Source organism: Williamsia limnetica, from assembly GCF_003217475.1.
GTDB classification, from domain to species: Bacteria; Actinomycetota; Actinomycetes; order Mycobacteriales; family Mycobacteriaceae; genus Williamsia; species Williamsia limnetica.
The window spans coordinates 246,632-266,995 of sequence record NZ_QJSP01000007.1; the positions used below are offsets into that span (position 1 = coordinate 246,632).

Genomic DNA, 20,364 nt, shown 5'->3' on the forward strand with positions numbered 1-20,364 from the left:
GACAAGCAGTTATAGACCATCCACAGCGGTGACATGGTTGTCATAACGTCCGCGCAACGGCAGCAGTGACACCTCAGCCGACTGTTCCGACACCGGCCAGTCGCGTGCCCAGCAGTTCGATCTCCGCCAGGCAGGCATCCATGCTGCGCGTCTTCGATTCCACCGAGATGTGGGTGACGCCGGCCTCGGACAACGGGCCGATCTGCTGTGCCACTGCGTCGGCCGTCTCATCCGAGTCGCGTCGCGCGGTCGGTGTGAAGCACACCTCGAAGTCGGCTGACCGCCCCAGAACGCTCCGCATATCCCTGATCTGATCGATCCGCTCGGCAAGCTGATCAATCTGCAGCGCAGGCGTATTCGTGATGGCAGACATTGCCGCGGATTGCTCGAACGGCAGCCAGCCGTCGGCGAGCTCGGCAACGCGGCGGATCGACGCCTTACTGTTCCCGCCGATCCAGATCGGTGGCCCCGGACGCTGCGCCGGACGTGGGAGCATCCGGTGCCCGTGGGCGGGAAAAAACGGCCCCTCCCGGTCGATCACTTCGCCGGTCCACGCTTCCTGCATCGCCACGATCGCCTCGTCGAAACGCGGTCCGCGGTCATCGAACGACGCACCCAGGACGTCGAACTCATTTGCCTGGTACCCCGCACCCATCCCGGCAATCAACCGGCCGCCGGACAACAGATCCAGCGACGCCGCAGACTTCGCTGTTGTGTACGGATTACGGTATCCCGCAACGAGAATGAACGTCAGCAGTCGAATTCTGGACGTTGTAGCAGCCATGAACGACAGCGCCACAAACGGGTCGAGCGCGTGGTGACCTCCGCCCACCAACCACTCCTCCGAGGGAAATGGATGATCTGTGGTGGAGACGATGTCGAATCCACTGGCCTCGGCTACCACGGCGATCTCGGCGAACTCGTGTGCACCGATCCAGGTGTCCCAGTGCTTGACCGACCCGGTGGGAAATTGAAAATTGAGTTTCATCTCGGTCTCCGACCGCTAGTAGATGGATCCGGTTCCGCCGCCGTCGAGGTGGAGGTTCACCCCGTTGATGAAGCCGGAGTTAGGGCTGGCGAGCATGGTCACTGCATACGCGACGTCCTCGACCTGCCCGATTCGGGTGACGGTTTGGCCAGTGCCCTTGAGCACGTAGTCGGTCGCTCGGTCGACATCGTCGCCCCAGCCGCGCTTCTCTGCGAATCTGCGCAGGAACTCGACGAGCTTGTCGGTCATGATCATGCCGGGCGACACCGTGTTCACGGTGATCCCCGAGCCGGCGAGCGCCTTCGACAGGCCCATCGACATGTTGACCAGCGCCGCCTTGGACGGACCGTAGTCAGGTTGACCAGACGTCGGGATGATGCCTGCGGCGCTGGAGATCTGAATGATCCGTCCCCAACCGTCGGCCTTCATGCCCGGCACGACCTGGTGGATCAGTCGGCCCGCCGAAATGACGTTGCTCTCATAGGTGGCGGCCCACTCGCTGGGCGCGAGATCGAACCACGAACCACCTCCGGTCTCCGAGGCGCCCCCGGCGTTGTTCACCAAGATGTCGATTCCCCCGAACGCGTCGACGGCTTTCGCGGCGACGCCGTGGGCGCCCTCATCGGTCGACAGATCACCGGCTGCCGATGCGACGGCACCACCTCGACCTGAGATCTCGGCCTCCGCCGCCGCCAGTTTCTCCTCGTTTCGGCCGTGCAGCACCACCGATACGCCCTCATCGGCGAGCGCCTGCGCAATTGCCGCGCCGATGCCCCCGTTACTACCGGTCACCAGTGCGCGTTTGCCTTTGAGCTGTAAATCCATGACGAGTCCTCATCCTCCGATCATGCTCGACGCGGCAGACGAACCCGGGCGTGTTCCATCGATCACAACGAGTCGGCGCTTGAACAACCACTCATCTCCCACCGGCACCAGAACATCGCGATACGTGCCCCAGTGATCGGCGGCATCGGCATGGAAGACCGCGAAGTAGGCCGAGGACTCGATCCGGTCGGGCGTGATCGAATCGAAGCGAAGGCTCGCGACAAAGTGCCGGACGATGGGTCGCGTCGTCGCCGCCTGAGCGGTGGCATGCGCCACCAGTTCCGCAGACACCGAGGTCAGCGTGTCGATGATGTTCTGACGCCCCGTTGTGGCAAAGGAGTTTCGCGCCTCCAGAGACCCATCCTCCGTGAAGCATGCCGCAAGCTCGTCCAGTCGCCCCTTGTCACCCGCCCGGTTGTATCGGGCATACCGATCGCGAACCAGCTCCCGAGCGATGAGATGTTCGACGTTCAACGCATAACCTCCGTATGCTCCCTTTGCGCACCCTAGTGGAGCAAATAGTTAAATGAAAGACCTCATAACGCTATCCCCGATCCGGACAAGACGGAACACTTTCAAAGAATGCGGCGGGTGTCATAGATCAGCACCGCAGATCGCCTCCGGTAGGTGATCACAATCGGTGCAGAGTCATCCGGGGTCCACAGCCGGGGTGCTTCCGGTCGGTGGCACCGATCATCGGTACGTGTTTGACGCGCGCTATCGCCGATGCCTGGCCATCGGCGCCGATGGCCACGCTGTCGGCCACTGCGGTGCCGCGCCCGATCCGAACCGGGGTCGCGTCGTAACGGGCCCCATCCCCCACCTTCATCGGCCGGAGGTAGTTGATACGCAGCGAGCCAAGATAATGGGCATCCGACTCACCCTGCTTCGATTGCAGGGCATCGGAATCAAGCTGTATCCTGACGCGGCGCCGTCCAGTCGGAGTGACAATTGCTCCAACAACGTTGCGTGCTCGTGTCGTCCGGTCGCACAATATGGTTCGACAACCCACCGGATCCGTCGAGCATCAGCGCCAGTGGCCCCAGGCTCCTCACTCCCGTCTCCGTGTTCTCGAGAGAGGCGACATCCATGGTCAGCAAACTGCGACCGGTCCTCGGATCAGCCTCCACGATTGTTATGCCGAACCTGCGTTCGACAGGGCTCGGCTCCACAGCTGCCACCGCCGGTCCGCTGCCGGCCGCGACCCTCAGTTCAGCCGAATCCTCAGGAGGCTCCGGTCAAGTAGTTCATCCCGTCAGAATATGTCCGATTTTGCGAAACCGGTTAATTAGTTATCTATACGGACGTACACTAGAAGAGTTCGCGGGCCGAGTTGTGGTTCAAGCTCCCGTCGGACCCACCAAACCTCGCTTGTGAGGGCTATTCGGTCGCCGCCTGTCGCCTCGCCGATTCGACGGCATGAAAGGAAACGCCATGAACGACACTCTCTCCGGTATCCGCGTAGTTGAGCTCGCTGCCTGGACTTTTGTTCCCGCTGCCGGCGCAGTGCTCGCGGACTGGGGCGCCGATGTGATCAAGATCGAACACCCTGAGACCGGCGATCCTCAGCGCGGACTGATCAGTTCCGGGGTGGTCACCGGCTCCGGAGGCGTCAATCACTTCGTCGAACAACCCAATCGCGGCAAGCGAAGTGTCGGTATCGACACAGGAACCCCCGAAGGCCTCGAAGTCCTGATGAAGCTGGTCGAGACCGCCGATGTGTTCGTGACAAACCTGCTGCCTGATTCGCGTGCGCGCATGGGCGTCGATGTCGACGCCATCCGCTCCCGCAACCCGAAGATCATCTACGCGCGCGGGCACGGCTACGGCACGAAGGGCGATCTGGCCGCGCAGGGTGGCTACGATCTAGCGGCCTACTGGTCGCGCGGCGGCATCGCCGAAGCTTATTCGGCCGGCAACGGCGACTACCCACCGGTGCAACGGCCCGCTTTCGGCGACTCGTATGGCGGGCTCGCGATTGCCGCAGGCATCACTGCGGCTTTGCTCAAGCGCGAACGCACCGGAGAAGGATCTGTCGTTGACGTCTCACTTCTGAACGCCGCCATCTGGCAACTGGGGCCAGACATCGTTGGCGCCGGGGTTCTCGGCGCCGACATCCCCAAGTTCGATCTGAGCGCCATGCCGAACCCAGTGGCCAACATCTACAAGACTCAGGACAGCCGATTCATCAGCTTCGTATTGCTGCAGGCCGATCGATTCTGGAGTGATTTCTGCACCCGACTCAGTCGCACCGACCTCATCGAGGACGAGCGCTTCTCACACGCGCTCGTCCGTTTTCAGAATCGGGTCGAATGCATCACGGAGCTGCGGGGCACATTCGAGTCGAAGCCGTTGAGCCACTGGGAAGCAGCGTTCAGCGGCTTTGACGGCGTCTGGGACGTCCTGCGAACCCCATACGAGGTGCACAACGACCCGCAGGTCATCGCAAACGGCTACTTGCCGAGGACTTCGGACAGCAGCGGAAACGAGTTCGCGCTCGCGGCGAGTCCCGTTCAATTCGACGAGGCACCACTGGAACTTCGTCGGGCCCCAAGCCATGGTGAGCACACCGACGCGATCCTCACCGAACTCGGTCTGAGCGAAGAAGAGATCATCGAACTCAAGATCAGCTCCGCCATCTTGTGAGCAACCGGGGATCGGGTTTGCGGAACGAGTGTGCCGCAAACCCGATCTCGCATCATCTGATCCAAGGACTACACATATGACCCGCGTGCGAATCAAGCCCGATTCAGCAACAACCCATTCCGGCCACTCCAGCGTCCAGCTGCTACTGCGCGCGGCAATCGGCGCCACAATGATCGCTCATGGGGTCAAGCACGGCCGCAGCATCGACGGCACGGCCGGCTGGTTCGGATCGATTGGCTTTCGCCGGCCCAGACTTCAGGCCCAGGCCAGTGCGGTCGTAGAAGTCGGTTCCGGAGCTGCGATAGTCGCCGGCGCCGCAACACCGCTGGCTGCCGCGGCGGTGGTCGGGACAATGGCCGTCGCGGCCCGCTCAGTGCACGCCTCGAAAGGATTCTTCATAACCTCGGAAGGATGGGAGTACGTCGCCAACCTCGCCGTCGGCGCTGTCGCCCTGGCCGGCATCGGTCCCGGTCGTTGGAGTGTCGATCGGGCGCTCGGACTCGACACCACTATCAGTGGAAATCACGCTGCGGCATTGACTGCCGGTCTCGGGCTCATTGCCGCAGGTGCACAGCTGGCCGCTTTCCACCGACCTGTGCCGAATTAGCGCCGACGCCGGGGCTCAGCCTTTCGACGACCGGCAATCTACCTGGTCGATGGCACCGAACGCGCCCAAGGGCTTGTCTTGAGCAAGGACGTGGCCGAAGATCGTATTCAGATGCCTTCACATGTGCGCTCTCAGGGGCAACAGCCGCGATCTCCTGGCCGCCGATGTGCCTGTGGCAGTTGTCAATCCGCCGGGCGTCGGCGTCGAACGTGTTGGAGATGTCGACGAGGATCTTGCGGCCAGCGGTTCCCCGTAGATTCGCGACCGCTGGAACCACAGTGGTGTACGGGACGGCCACGAAGACGATGTCACCTGACGGAATTACGCCGAACGTGCCGACGGTGGTTCCGTGGCCGAGCCGATGATGCTGATGGTGGTCGTCATGATGAAGTCCTCCTTGGTGTCTCGGAGGCACGTGTCGACATCACCTACGCTGCCATCGTCAACCTCATCTGGTCGAAGGGCCGAATCATCGACGCCACCAGTGTTGATGCGCCCCAGGGCATGGCGACGTTACCTCTATCTCATGCCCGACGCCTACCGGGCCGAGCGGGCACACCCGCTACCCGAGCCGCCGATGACGTACGTTTCCTCACCCAACCGCGCGCCGCCAATTGTCCGGAATCGAGTATCACCCCACGCATGAAATTGACGGGTCGTGCCAAGTCACGGTGCGCGAACGCGGCTCACCCCAATCGGTTCCGCCGATTGCCTCAGCAACGGACGACTCGTGGATCCATCTGCACTCATGAAGAACTCCTGGGTTCGGACTGCCCGTATCGGACGGTCGTAGGGCTAGGAATGGCTGAGTATGAAAGCACAACCGACAGCGTTGCACGACCGCGGACTGGCCGTCGCTGAAGCCTTCACCGGCGGCCGATTCGACCACACTGCAGCAGGTGTGGTCGCTCTACGACGGGCGATCCGATGACGGGATCGCTGATGCCCTCGCCCGAGAGACCGAAGTCAACCGGGCCTGGACCGCCGAAGTGAGCGCAGTCGCCCAGTCCACCAGAGCGGTCTTCGCACACGGCCGGTCGCAGAATGCCGCCGGGCACTGACCGCAGACCACACCTGTGGTCACCCTTGCGCAGGGTGACCACAGGGAACTAACAGCTACCTACATGTTGGTGGGGCCGCCCGGCATCTTCAGAAGCGACCCCGCATCAACACGGAGTTGCTGGCCTGTGATGTAACGCGATTCGTCCGACGCGAAGAAGAGCACGGCGTTCGAGATGTCCACTGTTTCCACGTATGGGATGGGCATCGCCTGGAACATCGTGAAGGCGGGTTCGACGTCCTCACGGGTCGGGTTCTCCAGATCCGGCCGGAACATCGAGTAGAGGCCGTCGTTGTGCAGGAGATGGGTGTTGACGTTGGTCGGGTGGATCACGTTGACACGGATGAACTCTGGCGCCAGGTGCAACGCGAGCTGCTCTGAGTAGCCCATCAAGGTCTTCTTGGCCCATCCGTATCCGGCAGACCCTGGTCCCATCGCTGGATTGTCAGTCGTGTTGGGCAACATTGCGGCAGTCGACCCGGTGATCACGACCGAAGCCTGCTTGCCCAGGTGCGGCATGGACACCGCCACAGCGTTCATCACACCGACGAGGTCGACGTCGACGGCATCAACGAAGTCGGACGCGTGCGGGTCACCCATGGCCATCGGCAGGATGCCGGCGTTGGCGACCACGATGTCGAGATGGCCGAGCGCGGCCAATCCTTCATCGAGCGCCGCCTGCAGCTGCGACCGGTCGCGCACATCCGCCTTGACGGTCACGATCCGACGGTCCAGCTTTTCGACCAGCTTGGCGGTCTCGGCCAGATCTTCCTCAGTGGCAAGTGGATAGGGATTCGACTCGATCTGCTCGCAGATGTCGACTGCGATGATGTCGGCGCCCTCTTCAGCCAGTCGCACTGCGTGACTTCGGCCCTGGCCGCGTGCCGCACCGGTGATGAAAGCAACTTTGCCTTCGACTCTTCCCGCCATGATGTGTTCTCCTCGTTCAGTTCTCGATGGTGTTGTATGTGTTGTTCAGGGGATGTCGAGCGGCAGCGTGGTGGCCACCGCTTTGGTCTCGAGGTAGGTCTCTAGGCCCTCGATGCCACCTTGCCTGCCGACGCCGCTGCGCTTGTAGCCGCCGTACGGAGAGTCCGACCCGTAGAACATCCCGCCGTTGATCATGAAAGAACCGGTGCGAACCCCGCGAGCAACATTCAGCGCGCGCTCAGGCGAACTCGTGAACACGTTGCCGGACAATCCGTAGACACTGTCATTGGCAATCCTGATCGCGTCGGCGTCGTCGTCGAACGGTGTCACCGACAAGACCGGGCCGAAGATCTCGGCCTGCGAGATCGTGGCCGAGTTGTCGACATCAGCGAACAGCGTCGGCTGCACGAAGTAGCCGTTCGGTTGGTCCTCGGGGATTTTTCCACCGACGACCAACCTTCCACCCTCGGACTGACCGCGCGCGATCAGATCGAGAATGTTGGTCCGCTGCTTCTCTGTGATCACCGGACCACAGAACACGCCGGGATCGGCGGGATCACCGTACGGGAGTGCGGCGTAGACCTGCTCCAGGGTGGCGACCGCCTCGTCGTACTTGGACCGGTGAACCAGCAGACGAGTCGGCAGTGCGCACCCCTGACCGGCATGCATACACGCCGACATTGCAGATGGCAGAGCCAACGCGAGATCAGCATCTTCCAAGATGATTCCGGCGCTCTTGCCACCCAGCTCGAGCAGGAGCTTCTTGAACGTCGGGGCGGACTTCTCGGTGATCAGCTGCCCGGTCCTGGTGGATCCGGTGAACGAGATCATGTCGATACGAGGGTCGGTGACCAACTGCTGCGCAACGGTGGTGTCGCCGGTCGTGATGATGTTGACGACGCCGGCGGGGATTTCGGTCTTCTCTGCGATCAACCGCCCGACGCGCGTGGCGTTCCAGGGAGTCTCCGACGCCGCTTTGATGACCACCGTGTTCCCCGTCGCAAGAATCGGTCCCAGCTTGCTGATCAAGATCTCGAACGGGAAGTTCCACGGGATGATGCCCGCCACGACGCCGACGGGCTCTTTGAACACGTAGCGCATGTTGATCATCCCGAGCAGCGAACTGTCGGCAATGCGCCGATGCCAGGGAAGATCCCCGACAGCCTCGGCCGGCCACAGAAGTCCGTCGGACAAGGGCCAATCGAGTTGTGCCATATACGTTGTCATGAGCGGAGCGCCCACTTCGGTGACCAGCTCCATTCGAAGCTCTTCCGCTTCTGAACTGATCGCCTCATGAAGCTGACGCAGGCACCGCTGCCGGAACTCGAGGTCCGTAGCCCATGTCGTGGTGTCGAAGGCCCGACGAGCCGCCGCGATCGCCGCGTCCATGTCGCCGTCGGTGGCATCGGCGACGACGCCGACCACCCCGCCGGTCGCCGGGTTCACGACGTCGATGGTCGCTCCGTTTCCGGAGTGCCTCAGGGTGCCATCGAGGAGAAATCGCTCCTCGTGGGTGACCGAAACCGATTGTGCTGCTGACATTTGTGTCCTCCAATCCCGCACATCCATGTGCGGGGCGACCTGTGTCCCCTGTCACATACGGTACCTTTTGGACCTAAGGTCCACAACCCCTGTTCGTAGTACAGTTCTCGCGTGAAGGAGGCCCGATGACCGAGCTACAGAAGACGAACCGCGGCGGACGGCCCCGCGTCACCGACAAGAGCGCAATTGCGGCGGTCGGGCTGCGATTGTTCGCCGATCGCGGCTACGACTCGGTCACGATGGCCGACATCGCGGAGGAATGCGGCATCGGGCGCAGCACGCTCCTGCGGTACTTTGCCGCCAAGGCCGACATCCTCTGGGATCGGTCCACCGACGAAGTCACCGCGCTGGCCGAGAAGCTGCGGACGGTGCCGGACTCCGAAGAGCCGATCGCCGTTCTCTGTGTCGAGCTCCCCGCGATGCTCACCTACCTTGATTCCGAGATCGATCTCTTGCGCACGCAAGTGTCGATCATCGCGGAGTCGTCCAACGGTTGGCCCCTCGGATCGACCCGGTTCAATCCCTGGGAATCCGTGGTGATCGGGTTCATCACGGAACGCACGCATCACAACGCTGACGATCTGTTCACGAAATTGTTGGCGCAGAGCCTCTTCAGCGCCGGTTGGACCGCACTGACCGTCTGGGCCGATTCCGACGAAGCTCGGCCGGATCGACTGCTCGAGGAAGCTTTCGCTCTGGTGCGCAACGGATTCACAACCACCTGACCCTCCGCCGAGCGGGCCTTTGGTTACGTCGACCGTGCCCTTGTTTCCGCCGAGCGTGCCCTTGTTGCAACCGAACGTGCCGCCGCGGAGTTCAACGGCCCGCTCGATCGGCATAGAGACCCGCTCAACGGAATCAAAGGCACGGTCGGCGGCTGTCTCGCGGGAGGTCAATCCCACATCAGGCCGCCGTCGATGAGAAGGGTGTGCCCAGTGACGAAGCCTGCCTCATCCGACAACAGGTAGGCGACGGCGGCTGCAACCTCTTCGGGCTTTCCCATGCGGCCGACCGGAATGAGATCCGCCCATCTTTCCTGCTGGTCGGCACCGAAAGCGATGATCCCTTCGGTCAGGATCGTCCCGGGGCCCACCGCGTTGACCTGGATGTTGCGACGAGCGTACTGCAGCGCGGCATTCTTCGTCAGACCCACGACACCGTGCTTGGCAGCGGTATAGGCGGCCATACCGGGCGCATTCTTGGTGCCGGCATTCGACGCCATGTTGACGATCTTGCCGTGACCGGCCTCCACCATATGTGCCAATTCGCCACGCATGCACAGGAACGTGCCGCGCAGGTCGACACCCATCACCGCATCCCACTCCGCGATCGACAATTGGTGCAGATCCCCCGGCGTGTGGGCGATACCGGCGTTGTTGACGGCCAGATCCAGTCCGCCGAGGTATTCGATCGACCCTGCGATCAGCGCCTCGACGCTGTCGGCATCAGAAACGTCCGCCTCGATGAAGGCAGCCTTTCCTCCCGCCGCCTCGATGGCGTCGACCGTGACAGCGCCGCCTTCTTGGCTGATGTCCGAAACAACTACTTTCGCACCGTCTTTCGCCAGACGGATCGCGATTGCCCGGCCGAGACCGGATCCCGCCCCGGTAACCAAAACACCGGCATCCTCAAATGTCATCATCTTCTCCCTAATTGGGTCCGGCCGAAGCCGTCGATCACGGACGACCCGGCAGAAGCTGGACGAACAGTGCTTCCGCCTCGGCGCACACGATGTCGCCATCGGACAGGGTGCCGGTCACAAACGTCTTGCGCCCTTCGATCTTGTCGATTGATGCGGTCATCCGCAGTTCGCGGTTGACGGGGGTGGTGTTGCGGTAGTTGACCTTCAGAAACGCCGTTCGGGAATTCGGTTGACCCTTACGGCTGACGAACATCCCGAGGACGTCGTCGAACAGCATGGTGATCACTCCACCGTGGACGGTATTGGTGCTTCCCATGTGTGCGTAACTGAACGTGACCGATCCGAGCATGCCGGTGTCGGACATGTCGGTCGCCTGGTACGGAACGAGGACCGGATGTCCGATCCCCCGCAACCCCAGCTCACGAGCGACGCGATCCCCCTCGGGTGCCTCGAATTCTTTGAGCCGATTAGTCACATCCTCAATTGTCGCCGTCAGCTCGGTGGTCGCCTCGGGCGGCGGCGCGACCAGGCAAAGTGTCGCCTGCAGGTCTCGGAACGCTTCGATCATGTCGACGAAAACGTCGGTGTCGTAGGCCTGCGCCTCTGTCATCTGTGACTCCTTCTACGCGCGAGCGGGCGGCCGGTTGACGAGTCCATCGCTCATCACGGCGAGGTCTGTTCTGAAGTCAGCGAACGTGCGGCTGGTCGGCTCGATAGTGATCCAGGTGACCCCGGCATCCTCGTAGGCGGCCAGCTTCGGCGCCACGGCGGCTACGAACTCCTTGGCGCCACCCGTGCGAAGCACGCCACTCTCGAACGGCACGAACGAGACGTCGATGTCGGACTTGCCTGCCTCCGCGCGCAGCTTGTTCTGTGCAGTGACCTGTGCACCGAGAGCCCCGATGTCCTCGAGGGGCGGGGTTTTGGTGATCGCTGCCATCTCGGCCTTCTGGGCGATGGGCATCCAGCCGTCGGCCTTCTCGATCACCCGACGCCGCGCAGCCTTGCTGTTGCCGCCGATCCAGATCGGCGGACCGCCGACGGTCAGCGGCAGCGGCAACGCCACATGGCCTGCGACACCGAACGCCGGACCGTCGTGTTCTTCGCCTCGCCAGGTCGCGCGCATGGCGTCGATGCCCTCGTCGAAGAGTTTGCCGCGACCTTTGTAGTCGACGCGAAGGGCATCGAACTCTGATTCCAGGTAACCGGCACCGAGACCGAGTGTCACCCGGCCGCCGGACAAGAGATCCAGACTGGTAACAGCTTTGGCACCGAGATACGGACTGCGGTATCCCACCACCATCAGGTAGGTGATCAGTCGAATGTCTTTCGTCGCCTCGGCAGCGATCGCCAGCGACACAAACGGATCGAACGCGTGGTGGCCGCCGTTCGCGAGCCACTCACGGTCCGGATAGGGATGTTCGCTCATCGAGAAGCCTTCGAACCCAGCTTCTTCGGAATACTTCGCGACCTCACCGAGACTGCCGTCCCCGATCCATTCGCGGTAATGCTTGACCGCACGCATCGGGAACATCAAATTGAACTTCAAAGCCATCGTCACACCTTCATTTGAAGAGTTCGCGGGCGATCACAACACGCTGCACTTCGGTAGCGCCTTCGCCGAGCCGTTTCACGCGCAGATCGCGGAACCACCGCTCCAGGGGCAATTCGTCGGAGAGGCCGAGAGCACCGTGGACCTGGATGCACTTGTCGATGACCTTGTAGGCCACCTCGGTGCCGTACATCTTGGCGATCGACGCATCGACCTTGACGTCTTTACCGAGGTCGGCGTTCCAGGCCGCCTGATACATCAGCAGCCGGGCCGCCCGCAGTTCCACTTCGGCGTCGACCAACATCCAGGCAATGCCTTGCTTGTCAGAGAGTTTGCCGCCGAAGACCTCTCGGTCCTTGGCCCAGCGGCACGCCGCGTCCAGGGCTTCTTGCGCGATACCGATCGGCCCGGCGGCGTAGATGATCCGGCTGTAGATCAGGAAGTCGCTGGCCAGTTTGAACCCGCCGCCTTCGGCGCCGATCAGGTTCGACACCGGCAGTCGCACGTTGTCGAAATGCAGCTCGTACGGCGAGAACGACGCCATCACACCGATACGGCTGAAGGACAGTCCGGGTGTGTCCTTTTCAACAATGAAGCACGAGATGCCGGCCCTGCCCTCACCGGTCCGGGCATACACCACACCCCAGTCGGCGTTCTCGGCGTGTGAGGTCCACATCTTACTGCCGTTGAGAACGTAGTCGTCGCCGTCTCGCACAGCCTTGAGGGTGATGGCCCGGGCCGGATCCGACCCGCCGGTCGCCTCACTGATGGCCGTGTAGGCCTTGGTCATCCGGCCGTCGAGTATCGGTTGCGCGAACTTCTCGAACTGCTCGGCCGACGCCTTGAACATCACATTGGGTGGATTGCCGCCGAAAGCACCCAACGCCGGGAAAAACGCTCCCATTCGGCACTTGGATGCTTCTTCGGCCACCACCACCTGGCCGAGCACGCTCAGTCCCGCACCGCCGAACTCCTCCGGGGTCTGCAGGGCCCACAGTCCGAGTCGGCGGGCTATGTCCTGCAACCGGATCAACTGATCCCGAGGAAGTCCGGCGGCGTCGTGCGGAAGGGTGGCCTCGAGCGGGTGCACCTCGCGCTCCATGAACCGCCGCACCGTCTCGCGAAGCATGCGCAACTCATCGGGCAGCTCCCAAGATCCGAGCGGCGGACCTTGGACGTCTGTGACGGCATCCACAGTCATGTGTGGCCTCAGACCTTCTGACCGAAGCGGTGGTCCTTGGCGCTCTGCAACTGTGGAACGTGGTTGGCGTCGTACTGCTCGATCCAGTCCTCGGGTAGTTTGCCCCAGGCCTCACCGATTTTGATGCGTTGAGCTTCGCTGAACACCTCGGAGGCGACAACGTCGCCGACGAAGATAGTGCTCTCCTGGACGTCTAGGGATCCGACCACGCGGCACTCTACGTAGCTGTGCGCGTCGAGAAGGATCGGCGCTCCCGTCTCGCCGGTCTTGGTTCGCAGCTTCCCGATCTTGTCACCATCGCGGCCCGAGCTGCCGCCGAGTGTCATCAGGATTTCCATCGACGCATCGACCTCGTCGTCCCCGGCACTGAGCATGTGCATGACGAATACGCCCGAGTTCAGGACCATGTCATGGGTCATGTTGTATTTGGTCAGCCCACACATCGCCCTCGGAGCTTCGGGGATGATGCTCGCCGAACCGGCAGACAAGGACATCAGGCCGTTGGCGAACCCGCCGTCGACTGTCGTGATGGCGACCGGGAACGGGCGCAGGCCGGCCAGCGTTTTATTTGCCGCGTTGATATCTACCGTCATGTCAATTCCTTCGGATTGTTGTGGTTGGGTTCAGCTCTTGGCGGGCGAGGGCACGTCGATGACCACTGCTCCGGCTTGTCCACCACCGGCGCACATCGCCGCGACACCGTATCCGCCTCCGCGACGGCGTAATTCGTTGATCAGGGAGAGAATCATGCGCGCGCCCGACGCCGCCACCGGATGACCGATTGAGCATCCGCTTCCGAGTACGTTGACGATGTCCTCGCTGATGCCGAGCTTCTTGCACGCTGCGACCGGCACCGCGGCAAAAGCCTCATTGATTTCCCAGAGCGCCACATCGGACACCCCGATGCCGGCGCGGTCGAGGACCTTGGGAATGACGTCCAGAACAGCAAGGCCGGTGTGGGCCGGGTTGATACCGGTTGCTGCCCAGGCCTTCACGGTGGCCAAGACCTCGAGCTCCTCGGCCGCGGCAAGATCGGAGCCGACCACCATGACGGCGGCGGCGGCGTCATTGATGCCGCTGGAGTTACCGGCCGTGATCGAGAATCCCTCGATCTCGGGGTGCAGGGTCTTCAGACCGGCCAGCCGTTCCGCTGTGGTGTCGCGACGCGGGTGCTCGTCCGTGGTGAACTCGACGAACGTGCCGTCTTGCTGTCGCGCCGAGACAGGGATGATCTCGTCGACAAAGGCCCCCGAGTCGATGGCGGCGATGGCTCGCTGATGTGAACGAAGTGCCCAGGCGTCCATTTCTTCGCGGGTCAGGTCGAGTTCGGTCGCGGTGTTCCACCCGACCGTGATCGACATGTCCATGTTCGGGGCCTCAGGGCTGTCCGGATGGGTCGGCGGCATCCACTTGTTGGTGAACTCGTCGACGGTGCCGGGCGTCCGGAAGGACTGCAGTGGGCTGGTGGAGATCGATTGCGTGCCGCCGGCGATGATTGCCCGCTCGGCACCGGAGATGATCTGCGCTGCCGCGTTTCCGATCGCGGTCAGGCTGCCCGCACAATGCCGGTTGATGGCCTGGCCGGGGACCTGGGTCATCCCGGTCACCACCGCCGCGTGCCGCGCGACATCGCCGCCGCCGTAGTTCGACTCGGCGAGGATGATGTCATCGATCTGCGAAGGCTCGAGGCCCGAGCGCTTCTGGACCTCTGCGACAACGACTTCGGCGAGTTCCATCGCCGTCGTGTCGCGCAGGGTTCCCTTGAAGGAGGTGCCGACCGGGGTGCGCGCTCCGGCGACGATGACGGCTTCGATGGCTGACATGGTGTGAACCTTTCGTTCGGGGTGCGCGGCCTTAGCCGAGCGTGAAGGGGTCGCGCGTGGCACCGCTGAGTTCGACCCAGACGGATTTGGTTTCGGTGAAATCCTTGACGGCGTCGATGCCGTTCTCGCGGCCGATACCGCTGGCACCCACTCCACCGAAGGGGACGTGTGGTGCGACGGTCCGGTAGGAATTGATCCAGACCGTGCCCGCCCGCAGCTTCGCGGCGACCCGGTGGGCGCGGTGCACATCCTTGGTCCACACCGAACCGGCCAGCCCGAACTCGGTGGAGTTCGCGACCGTGATCGCCTCGTCCTCGTCGGCGAACGTCGAGACCGTGAGCACCGGTCCGAAGATCTCCTCGGACACCGCACGCATGTCCGCGGTGACTCCGGTCAGTACGGTCGGTTTGACGAAGTACCCGCCCAGTTCGCCGGCGGGCTCACCGCCGTAGGCGATGGTTGCGCCCTGTTCGCGCGCAGAGTCGAAGTGCGACAGCACCTTCTGATACTGCGGCTCGTTGGACACGGGCCCCATCTCGGTACGTGGGTCCTTGGGATCGCCGAGGACGATCGTCGACGCGCGGGCGACGACCCTCTGGATCAGTTCGTCGGCCACACTCTCGTGGACGAGCAGCCGGGAGCCCGCCAGACAGGTCTGTCCGGTGGCGGCGAAGATCCCGGAGATGACTCCGTTGGCCGCGGCATCGAGGTCGGCATCTCCGAAGACCACCTGCGCCGATTTGCCGCCGAGCTCGAGGGTGAACCGGGTCATGTTCGCCACCGCGGCCTGACCGACCCGGATTCCGGTTCCGGTCGACCCCGTGAACGCAATCTTGTCGACGTCGGGATGCGAGGCCAGCGCGGCGCCGGTCTCCGGGCCCCAGCCGGTGACCACGTTGACCACGCCCGGCGGGAAGCCGGCTTCGGCGAAGAGCTTCCCGAATGCCAGGGTGGACGCCGGGGTGTGGTCGCTCGGCTTGATCACGAACGTGCAGCCCGCGGCGAGGCCGGCGGCCAATTTCCACGACAGCAAGAGTAATGGGGAGTTCCACGGGGTGATCGCGCCGACCACACCGACCGGCTCGTGGGTGGTGTACACGAGGAAATTGGGCTTGTCGGTGGGGATCACGCTACCTTCGAGCTTGTCGGCCATTCCCGCGTAGTAGTAGAAGTATTCGGGCAATCCGCGCATCTGTCCGGACATCTCGCGGAGCAGCTTGCCACCGTCGCGGACCTCGAGTTCGGCCAGTTCGTCGGCGTCCCGCGCGATGAGCTCGGCGAGGCGCCAGATCAATTTGCCTCGGGCCGAGGCGGTCAGGTCGCCCCACGGTCCGGACAGCGCTGCGCGCGCGGCCTTCACCGCCCTGTCGATGTCTGCGGCACCGGCGTCGGGAACCTGCACCCATGGCTCACCGGTGAAAGGATCGACACTCTCGTACGTCTTGCCTGATTCCGCCGCCATTTCGTCGCCTCCGATGAGCAGTGGATAGCTGGCGATCTGGTCGGTGAGGGTATGTGTGCTCACGTGAACTCCTTAGAAAACCTGGCGGGCGGGTCAGCGAAAACGTGGGGTGCGCTTGTTCTTCCGGGAATCGCTCCGGCCTGATCCCACATTCCCGATCTGCGTGTACGACAGACCGGTTCGCAGCGCGGTGGACGGTGTCATGTCCAGCGACTCCCAGATCGCACGCACCGTGCCCTGGATGGCCTCCGGGCGCCGTCCGGCGATCTCGGTTGCAAGTTGTTGCGCACGATCACGCAGTTCGGTTCGGGACGTGATCTCGGTGACGATGCCGGTCCGCAGAGCACTGTCAGCGGTCATCCTCTCGTCACTACCGATCAGCGCCCACCGCAATACCTCGCCCAGTGGTATCCCACGGGCCAGCATGCCCATCGGTTCGAGCGCGGAGACGATGCCGGCGTTGGCATGGGGGTCGAAGAAGGTGGTGTCGTCGCTGCAGATGACGATGTCGGACTCGTTGACGAAATACATCGCGCCACCGGCGACCATCCCATGGAGCGCACAGACAACCGGCTTCCAGACCCGATGTTGTTTCGGTCCCAGCAGAACGCCGGGGTCTTCCTGGTTGAATCGGTTGATGTGTGTCCACCAGGCGCCTTCGCTGACGTCCACACCGGTGCAGAAGGCGCGGTCACCGTTGGCTTGCAGCACAGCGACGCGGATGTCGTCGTCATCGCGGACCCGTCCCCAGATCTCCGCCATTTCATTGGCCATCGTCTCGTTGAAACAATTCAGCCGATCAGGCCGGTTCAGCGTGATGGTGGCGATGTGGTCGGCGACCTCGAACTCCACTGTTGTGTACTGTGATTCGGACGTCATCGTGGACACCGAGACCTTTTCTGCGGGGTCGAGGAGATCGCTGCGCACCTGCGACTTGGTGATCTTCCCGAGAGAGTTGCGGGGAATCCGGTCGACTACTTCAACCTGTTCCGGGTACTTGCGCTTGTTGAGGGTCGTGGTCGCGAGGTATGCGCGGATAGAATCCAGGTCCGGCGGTACATTCGGATCGTTCGGCACCACCACCGCGCACACCCGCTCCCCTGATACGTTGTCGGGCATGCCGATCACAGTGAGGTCGGCGATGGCGGGATCGTTGATCAGCGCTTCCTCGACCTCGCGCGCCGAGATGTTTTCCATCTTGCGCACGATGATGTCCTTGATCCGTCCGGTCACCGAGAGCCGGCCGGCAGTGTTCAGGAAACCGAGATCGCCCGTGCGGAAGAATCCCTGCTCGTCGAGCGCACCCTCATCCTGGGCCGAGTCCACGTAGCCGTGGAACAGTTGTGGGCCGTGCACGCGGATCTCGCCGATCTCGCCGACTGGCAGTTCGGTGCCATCGGCACCCACGATGCGCACCCGTCCCTGCGGACCGGGTGTACCTTCGAAGACCGCATGTTCGTCGTCCGTGTCGTCCGGACTACCCCATGTCAGGTACGGGCATTCGGTCATCCCGTATCCCGAGATGATGCCTACTCCCCCGAGATGTTGTGATGTCGCCCGGCTCAATTCGGCCGGTCGACCCGACCCGCCACCGAGAGTGGCACGTGCCCGAGGGAACAGTGGAGCAACACCGCTCTCACGTGAGATGCGAACGTATTCGGTGGTGAACGGCAGGCCCGAACCGATCAGGGTGGCGCCCTCGGAGATCAGCTGTTTCGCATTGTCCTCGGGAACAAAGGCGGCCGCTGTGATCAGGGTGTGCCCGACCAACAGACTGCTCAAGACGTGGGCGATGCCTCCCACGTGTGTGATCGGCACGTAGGCGGCGCAGCGCTCATCGGGAGTCACCTGCACATTGGTGACAAAGGTCTTTGCAGCAGAGATCAATCCGGCATCACCGTGTTTGACGCCTTTGGGCGCCGCTGTGGTCCCGGAAGTGTAGAAGATCCAGCTCACCGCGTTGTCGTCGCGTTCCGAGCGGGTCGGCAGCGTCGAGGGATCCCCGGACATCCACGTCTCGTCGACGATCAAGGTCCGCAGGCCGTCGGTCCGCTCGGCGACCGCGATCGCCATGGCCCCGTGATCAAAACCCCGGAACCCGGCGGGCACGATAAGCAGCGATGCGCCGACCTGCCCGGTGATGAACGCGACCTCACTCTCCCGCAGCATCGGGATGATCGGATTCTGCACCGCGCCCAGGCGCGACAGGGCCAGCGACAGCGCCATGGATTCGACACTGCTCGGCAGCTGCCACGACACCACGTCGCCGACCCGGACGCCGTGGGCGTAAAGGGCTGCGGCCGTGGTCTCTGCCAGATCCGACAGGGCGGCGAAGGTGAAGCGGCGTCCGTGTTCGTCGACGGCGAACTCCCGCGACGGGCTCAGTTCCACCCGCTCGCTCAGGAGATCCCAGTAGTTCGTCGCCTTTGCGATCGCGACCACCGGCTTGTTCTGTGTGGAGGTCACGACGACACCTGGGAGGCCGCAACCTTCTCCGGGGCCGGGACCAGCGAATCAGCGATCACACGCTTGAGGATCTTGCCGGCCGGTCCGAGCGGGAACTCGGTCCGGAACTCGAAGCGTCTCGGTTGCTTGTAGCCGGCCAATTCGGCGCGGCACAGCGCGGTGAGTTCGGCCGTCACGGCGTCTTCGTGGATGTTTCCCTTGGGGACCACAACAGCGATGGGCGTCTCGCCCCATTCCGGGTCCGGGACACCGACGACGGCGACCATCTCCACTGCGGGATGATGTCCGATGACGCGTTCGATCTCGGCCGGGTACACGTTGAAGCCACCGGAGATGATCATGTCCGTCTTGCGGCCGGTGATGTGCAGGTAGCGCTCGGAGTCCAGGTATCCGAGGTCACCGGACCACAGGCCACTCGGGCGGAACGACTGCTTGGTCTGATCCGGACGATTCCAGTACCCGACGGCGTTGGCTTCGCTCACGATGACGATCTCGCCGACCTCACCGGTGGGCAGGTCGTTCCCGTCGGCATCGACGATCCTGATCGAGCACATCGGGGTCTCCTGGCCGCAGGAGGTCAGGATGCTCGTCTTGCCGTCGACCATGTCGCGGTGATCCTGCGGCGTCAGGATGGTTGCCTGACCGCCACATTCGGTGAGTCCGTAGCGCTGCTGCAGATCGCACCCGAGCAGATCCATTGCTTTCTTGGCCAGGCCCGGAGGAACGGGTGCCGAACCGTAGCTGATCCGGCGCAGACTCGACATGTCCCGCGGCGGGCCTTCTTCGAGGATCCGCAGGGTGCGCTGCAACATTGTGGGGATGAACGTGGTGAAGGTGACTCCGCTGCGCTCGATCTCGTCTATGACCGCCTGCGGATCGAATCGCTTGTGGATCACCATGGTCTGGCCGAGGTACGTCCACGACAGCGTCCGAACCATTCCGCCCGCGGTGAAGAACGGAGTGGTCGCGAGGAACACGTCGCTTCGGTTGGTCTCGGTGACCAGACTGGTGTCGACGGCTTGCGCGAGCATGCCGCGGTGGGTATTGATAACGCCCTTGGAACGGCCTGTGGTGCCGCTCGTGTACAGGATGAACTGAATATCGTCCGGCCGCAGCGATTCCGGCGTCGGATCGTTGTCGTCGGCGGCGCGCAGTGCTGTCTCGTAGTCAGCTCCCACCGTGCTTCCGCCGATTTCGAGTAGTGCCTTCAGATCGCCCAGCTCTGAACCGAACCGCTCGACCTGATCGGTGTGGACCACCGCGGCCACCGCCCCCGAGTCGTCGCGGACATGGGCCAGTTCGTCTGGCGCCAGCCGGATGTTCACCGGCACGGTCACGAGTCCCGCCTTAGCGAAGGCGAAGGTGATCTCCGGCCATTCGATGCAGTTGCGGGCGATCACGATGACCCGGTCGCCCTTGCGCAGCCCCGCGGCAAGCATGTGGTTGGCCAGGCGGCGGGCCCGCTCATCGACGTCACCCCAGGTGTGGGTCCGCCCGGACTCGACGACGGCGGGTTTGTCCGGGTATCGACGAGCGTTGTTCGTGGAGATGTCGCCTACAAGCACGTTGCCTCACAGGTACTTCGGCGCGAAGGGGTGTCCTTCGCGGGATGGGATGGTG

19 protein-coding genes and 1 pseudogene are annotated in these 20,364 nt (G+C 63.2%); 4 read left to right on the forward strand and 16 right to left on the reverse strand.

Annotated elements, in window-relative coordinates; genetic code table 11:
- Positions 1-73: 73 nt before the first annotated feature.
- The 4 genes from DFR67_RS13675 to DFR67_RS13690 all read right to left on the reverse strand — a co-directional run bounded on the left by DFR67_RS13675 (position 74) and on the right by DFR67_RS13690 (position 2,642).
- On the reverse strand, positions 74-988 hold the full coding sequence (locus tag DFR67_RS13675; RefSeq protein WP_084836502.1) for an LLM class F420-dependent oxidoreductase: 915 nt from the start codon (positions 986-988) through the stop codon (positions 74-76).
- Between the two features lie 15 nt (positions 989-1,003).
- A complete protein-coding gene (locus tag DFR67_RS13680) occupies positions 1,004-1,813 on the reverse strand; it encodes an SDR family NAD(P)-dependent oxidoreductase (protein WP_110470052.1) in 810 nt (269 codons plus the stop codon).
- 9 nt (positions 1,814-1,822) lie between these two features.
- Positions 1,823-2,287: a nuclear transport factor 2 family protein gene (locus tag DFR67_RS13685; RefSeq protein ID WP_084836500.1), complete on the reverse strand. Its 465-nt coding sequence runs from the start codon at positions 2,285-2,287 to the stop codon at positions 1,823-1,825.
- A 157-nt stretch (positions 2,288-2,444) separates the two neighbouring features.
- Positions 2,445-2,642, reverse strand: a complete 198-nt coding sequence (locus tag DFR67_RS13690) for a hypothetical protein (RefSeq protein ID WP_110470053.1) — start codon at positions 2,640-2,642, stop codon at positions 2,445-2,447.
- Positions 2,643-3,247: 605 nt separating this feature from the next.
- On the opposite strand from DFR67_RS13690, the gene DFR67_RS13695 reads away from it, so the two are divergent.
- The 3 genes from DFR67_RS13695 to DFR67_RS30520 all read left to right on the forward strand — a co-directional run bounded on the left by DFR67_RS13695 (position 3,248) and on the right by DFR67_RS30520 (position 6,127).
- Entirely contained in the window at positions 3,248-4,459 is a 1,212-nt protein-coding gene (locus DFR67_RS13695) for a CaiB/BaiF CoA transferase family protein (RefSeq protein ID WP_110470133.1), read from the forward strand.
- Positions 4,460-4,535: 76 nt separating this feature from the next.
- Complete coding sequence (locus DFR67_RS13700) at positions 4,536-5,066, forward strand: DoxX family protein (protein WP_110470054.1); 531 nt, start codon at positions 4,536-4,538, stop codon at positions 5,064-5,066.
- A gap of 899 nt (positions 5,067-5,965) precedes the next feature.
- Positions 5,966-6,127 (forward strand): hypothetical protein, encoded by a 162-nt coding sequence (locus DFR67_RS30520; protein WP_158539960.1) that lies wholly within the window; start codon positions 5,966-5,968, stop codon positions 6,125-6,127.
- A 59-nt stretch (positions 6,128-6,186) separates the two neighbouring features.
- Here the strand turns inward: DFR67_RS30520 and DFR67_RS13710 are convergent, their stop codons facing one another.
- Both DFR67_RS13710 and DFR67_RS13715 read right to left on the reverse strand, forming a co-directional pair.
- Complete coding sequence (locus tag DFR67_RS13710; RefSeq protein WP_084836497.1) at positions 6,187-7,056, reverse strand: mycofactocin-coupled SDR family oxidoreductase; 870 nt, start codon at positions 7,054-7,056, stop codon at positions 6,187-6,189.
- A gap of 45 nt (positions 7,057-7,101) precedes the next feature.
- Positions 7,102-8,598, reverse strand: coding sequence for an aldehyde dehydrogenase family protein (locus DFR67_RS13715; protein ID WP_110470055.1), 1,497 nt, complete (start codon positions 8,596-8,598; stop codon positions 7,102-7,104).
- 125 nt (positions 8,599-8,723) lie between these two features.
- Here DFR67_RS13715 and DFR67_RS13720 point away from each other — a divergent pair, with 125 nt between their 5' ends.
- Positions 8,724-9,323 carry a TetR/AcrR family transcriptional regulator gene (locus DFR67_RS13720; protein ID WP_084836495.1) on the forward strand — a complete coding sequence of 200 codons (600 nt, stop codon included), beginning with the start codon at positions 8,724-8,726 and terminating at the stop codon, positions 9,321-9,323.
- A 167-nt stretch (positions 9,324-9,490) separates the two neighbouring features.
- Here DFR67_RS13720 and DFR67_RS13725 read toward each other — a convergent pair whose 3' ends face one another.
- The 10 genes and pseudogenes from DFR67_RS13725 to DFR67_RS13765 all read right to left on the reverse strand — a co-directional run bounded on the left by DFR67_RS13725 (position 9,491) and on the right by DFR67_RS13765 (position 20,309).
- Entirely contained in the window at positions 9,491-10,237 is a 747-nt protein-coding gene (locus tag DFR67_RS13725; protein WP_110470134.1) for an SDR family NAD(P)-dependent oxidoreductase, read from the reverse strand.
- 37 nt (positions 10,238-10,274) lie between these two features.
- Positions 10,275-10,850, reverse strand: coding sequence for a PaaI family thioesterase (locus tag DFR67_RS13730; protein WP_110470056.1), 576 nt, complete (start codon positions 10,848-10,850; stop codon positions 10,275-10,277).
- A 12-nt stretch (positions 10,851-10,862) separates the two neighbouring features.
- Complete coding sequence (locus tag DFR67_RS13735; protein WP_110470057.1) at positions 10,863-11,795, reverse strand: LLM class F420-dependent oxidoreductase; 933 nt, start codon at positions 11,793-11,795, stop codon at positions 10,863-10,865.
- Positions 11,796-11,805: 10 nt separating this feature from the next.
- Positions 11,806-12,993: an acyl-CoA dehydrogenase family protein gene (locus tag DFR67_RS13740; protein ID WP_110470058.1), complete on the reverse strand. Its 1,188-nt coding sequence runs from the start codon at positions 12,991-12,993 to the stop codon at positions 11,806-11,808.
- Between the two features lie 8 nt (positions 12,994-13,001).
- Complete coding sequence (locus DFR67_RS13745) at positions 13,002-13,586, reverse strand: flavin reductase family protein (protein ID WP_110470059.1); 585 nt, start codon at positions 13,584-13,586, stop codon at positions 13,002-13,004.
- A gap of 30 nt (positions 13,587-13,616) precedes the next feature.
- Positions 13,617-14,816: a thiolase family protein gene (locus DFR67_RS13750; RefSeq protein ID WP_110470060.1), complete on the reverse strand. Its 1,200-nt coding sequence runs from the start codon at positions 14,814-14,816 to the stop codon at positions 13,617-13,619.
- 31 nt (positions 14,817-14,847) lie between these two features.
- Entirely contained in the window at positions 14,848-16,278 is a 1,431-nt protein-coding gene (locus DFR67_RS13755) for an aldehyde dehydrogenase (RefSeq protein ID WP_110470135.1), read from the reverse strand.
- A 93-nt stretch (positions 16,279-16,371) separates the two neighbouring features.
- Complete coding sequence (locus tag DFR67_RS31135) at positions 16,372-17,157, reverse strand: enoyl-CoA hydratase/isomerase family protein (protein ID WP_245937943.1); 786 nt, start codon at positions 17,155-17,157, stop codon at positions 16,372-16,374.
- 75 nt (positions 17,158-17,232) lie between these two features.
- A pseudogene (locus DFR67_RS31140) lies at positions 17,233-18,744 on the reverse strand (class I adenylate-forming enzyme family protein); the annotation flags it as partial.
- On the reverse strand, positions 18,741-20,309 hold the full coding sequence (locus DFR67_RS13765) for a class I adenylate-forming enzyme family protein (RefSeq protein ID WP_110470061.1): 1,569 nt from the start codon (positions 20,307-20,309) through the stop codon (positions 18,741-18,743). The pseudogene DFR67_RS31140 and the gene DFR67_RS13765, both read right to left, overlap by 4 nt.
- Positions 20,310-20,364 lie beyond the last annotated feature (55 nt).

What these genes read in the sequence shown, in the direction of transcription:
- DFR67_RS13695 (WP_110470133.1), top strand. Translation starts at nt 3,248, where the DNA reads ATGAACGACACTCTCTCCGGTATCCGCGTAGTTGAGCTCGCTGCCTGG.
- DFR67_RS13710 (WP_084836497.1), bottom strand. Translation starts at nt 7,056, where the DNA reads ATGGCGGGAAGAGTCGAAGGCAAAGTTGCTTTCATCACCGGTGCGGCA.
- DFR67_RS13680 (WP_110470052.1), bottom strand. Translation starts at nt 1,813, where the DNA reads ATGGATTTACAGCTCAAAGGCAAACGCGCACTGGTGACCGGTAGTAAC.
- DFR67_RS13720 (WP_084836495.1), top strand. Translation starts at nt 8,724, where the DNA reads ATGACCGAGCTACAGAAGACGAACCGCGGCGGACGGCCCCGCGTCACC.
- DFR67_RS13690 (WP_110470053.1), bottom strand. Translation starts at nt 2,642, where the DNA reads ATGAAGGTGGGGGATGGGGCCCGTTACGACGCGACCCCGGTTCGGATC.
- DFR67_RS31135 (WP_245937943.1), bottom strand. Translation starts at nt 17,157, where the DNA reads ATGACGTCCGAATCACAGTACACAACAGTGGAGTTCGAGGTCGCCGAC.
- DFR67_RS13715 (WP_110470055.1), bottom strand. Translation starts at nt 8,598, where the DNA reads ATGTCAGCAGCACAATCGGTTTCGGTCACCCACGAGGAGCGATTTCTC.
- DFR67_RS13675 (WP_084836502.1), bottom strand. Translation starts at nt 988, where the DNA reads ATGAAACTCAATTTTCAATTTCCCACCGGGTCGGTCAAGCACTGGGAC.
- DFR67_RS13745 (WP_110470059.1), bottom strand. Translation starts at nt 13,586, where the DNA reads ATGACGGTAGATATCAACGCGGCAAATAAAACGCTGGCCGGCCTGCGC.
- DFR67_RS13725 (WP_110470134.1), bottom strand. Translation starts at nt 10,237, where the DNA reads ATGACATTTGAGGATGCCGGTGTTTTGGTTACCGGGGCGGGATCCGGT.
- DFR67_RS13755 (WP_110470135.1), bottom strand. Translation starts at nt 16,278, where the DNA reads ATGGCGGCGGAATCAGGCAAGACGTACGAGAGTGTCGATCCTTTCACC.
- DFR67_RS13700 (WP_110470054.1), top strand. Translation starts at nt 4,536, where the DNA reads ATGACCCGCGTGCGAATCAAGCCCGATTCAGCAACAACCCATTCCGGC.
- DFR67_RS13750 (WP_110470060.1), bottom strand. Translation starts at nt 14,816, where the DNA reads ATGTCAGCCATCGAAGCCGTCATCGTCGCCGGAGCGCGCACCCCGGTC.
- DFR67_RS13735 (WP_110470057.1), bottom strand. Translation starts at nt 11,795, where the DNA reads ATGGCTTTGAAGTTCAATTTGATGTTCCCGATGCGTGCGGTCAAGCAT.
- DFR67_RS13730 (WP_110470056.1), bottom strand. Translation starts at nt 10,850, where the DNA reads ATGACAGAGGCGCAGGCCTACGACACCGACGTTTTCGTCGACATGATC.
- DFR67_RS13740 (WP_110470058.1), bottom strand. Translation starts at nt 12,993, where the DNA reads ATGACTGTGGATGCCGTCACAGACGTCCAAGGTCCGCCGCTCGGATCT.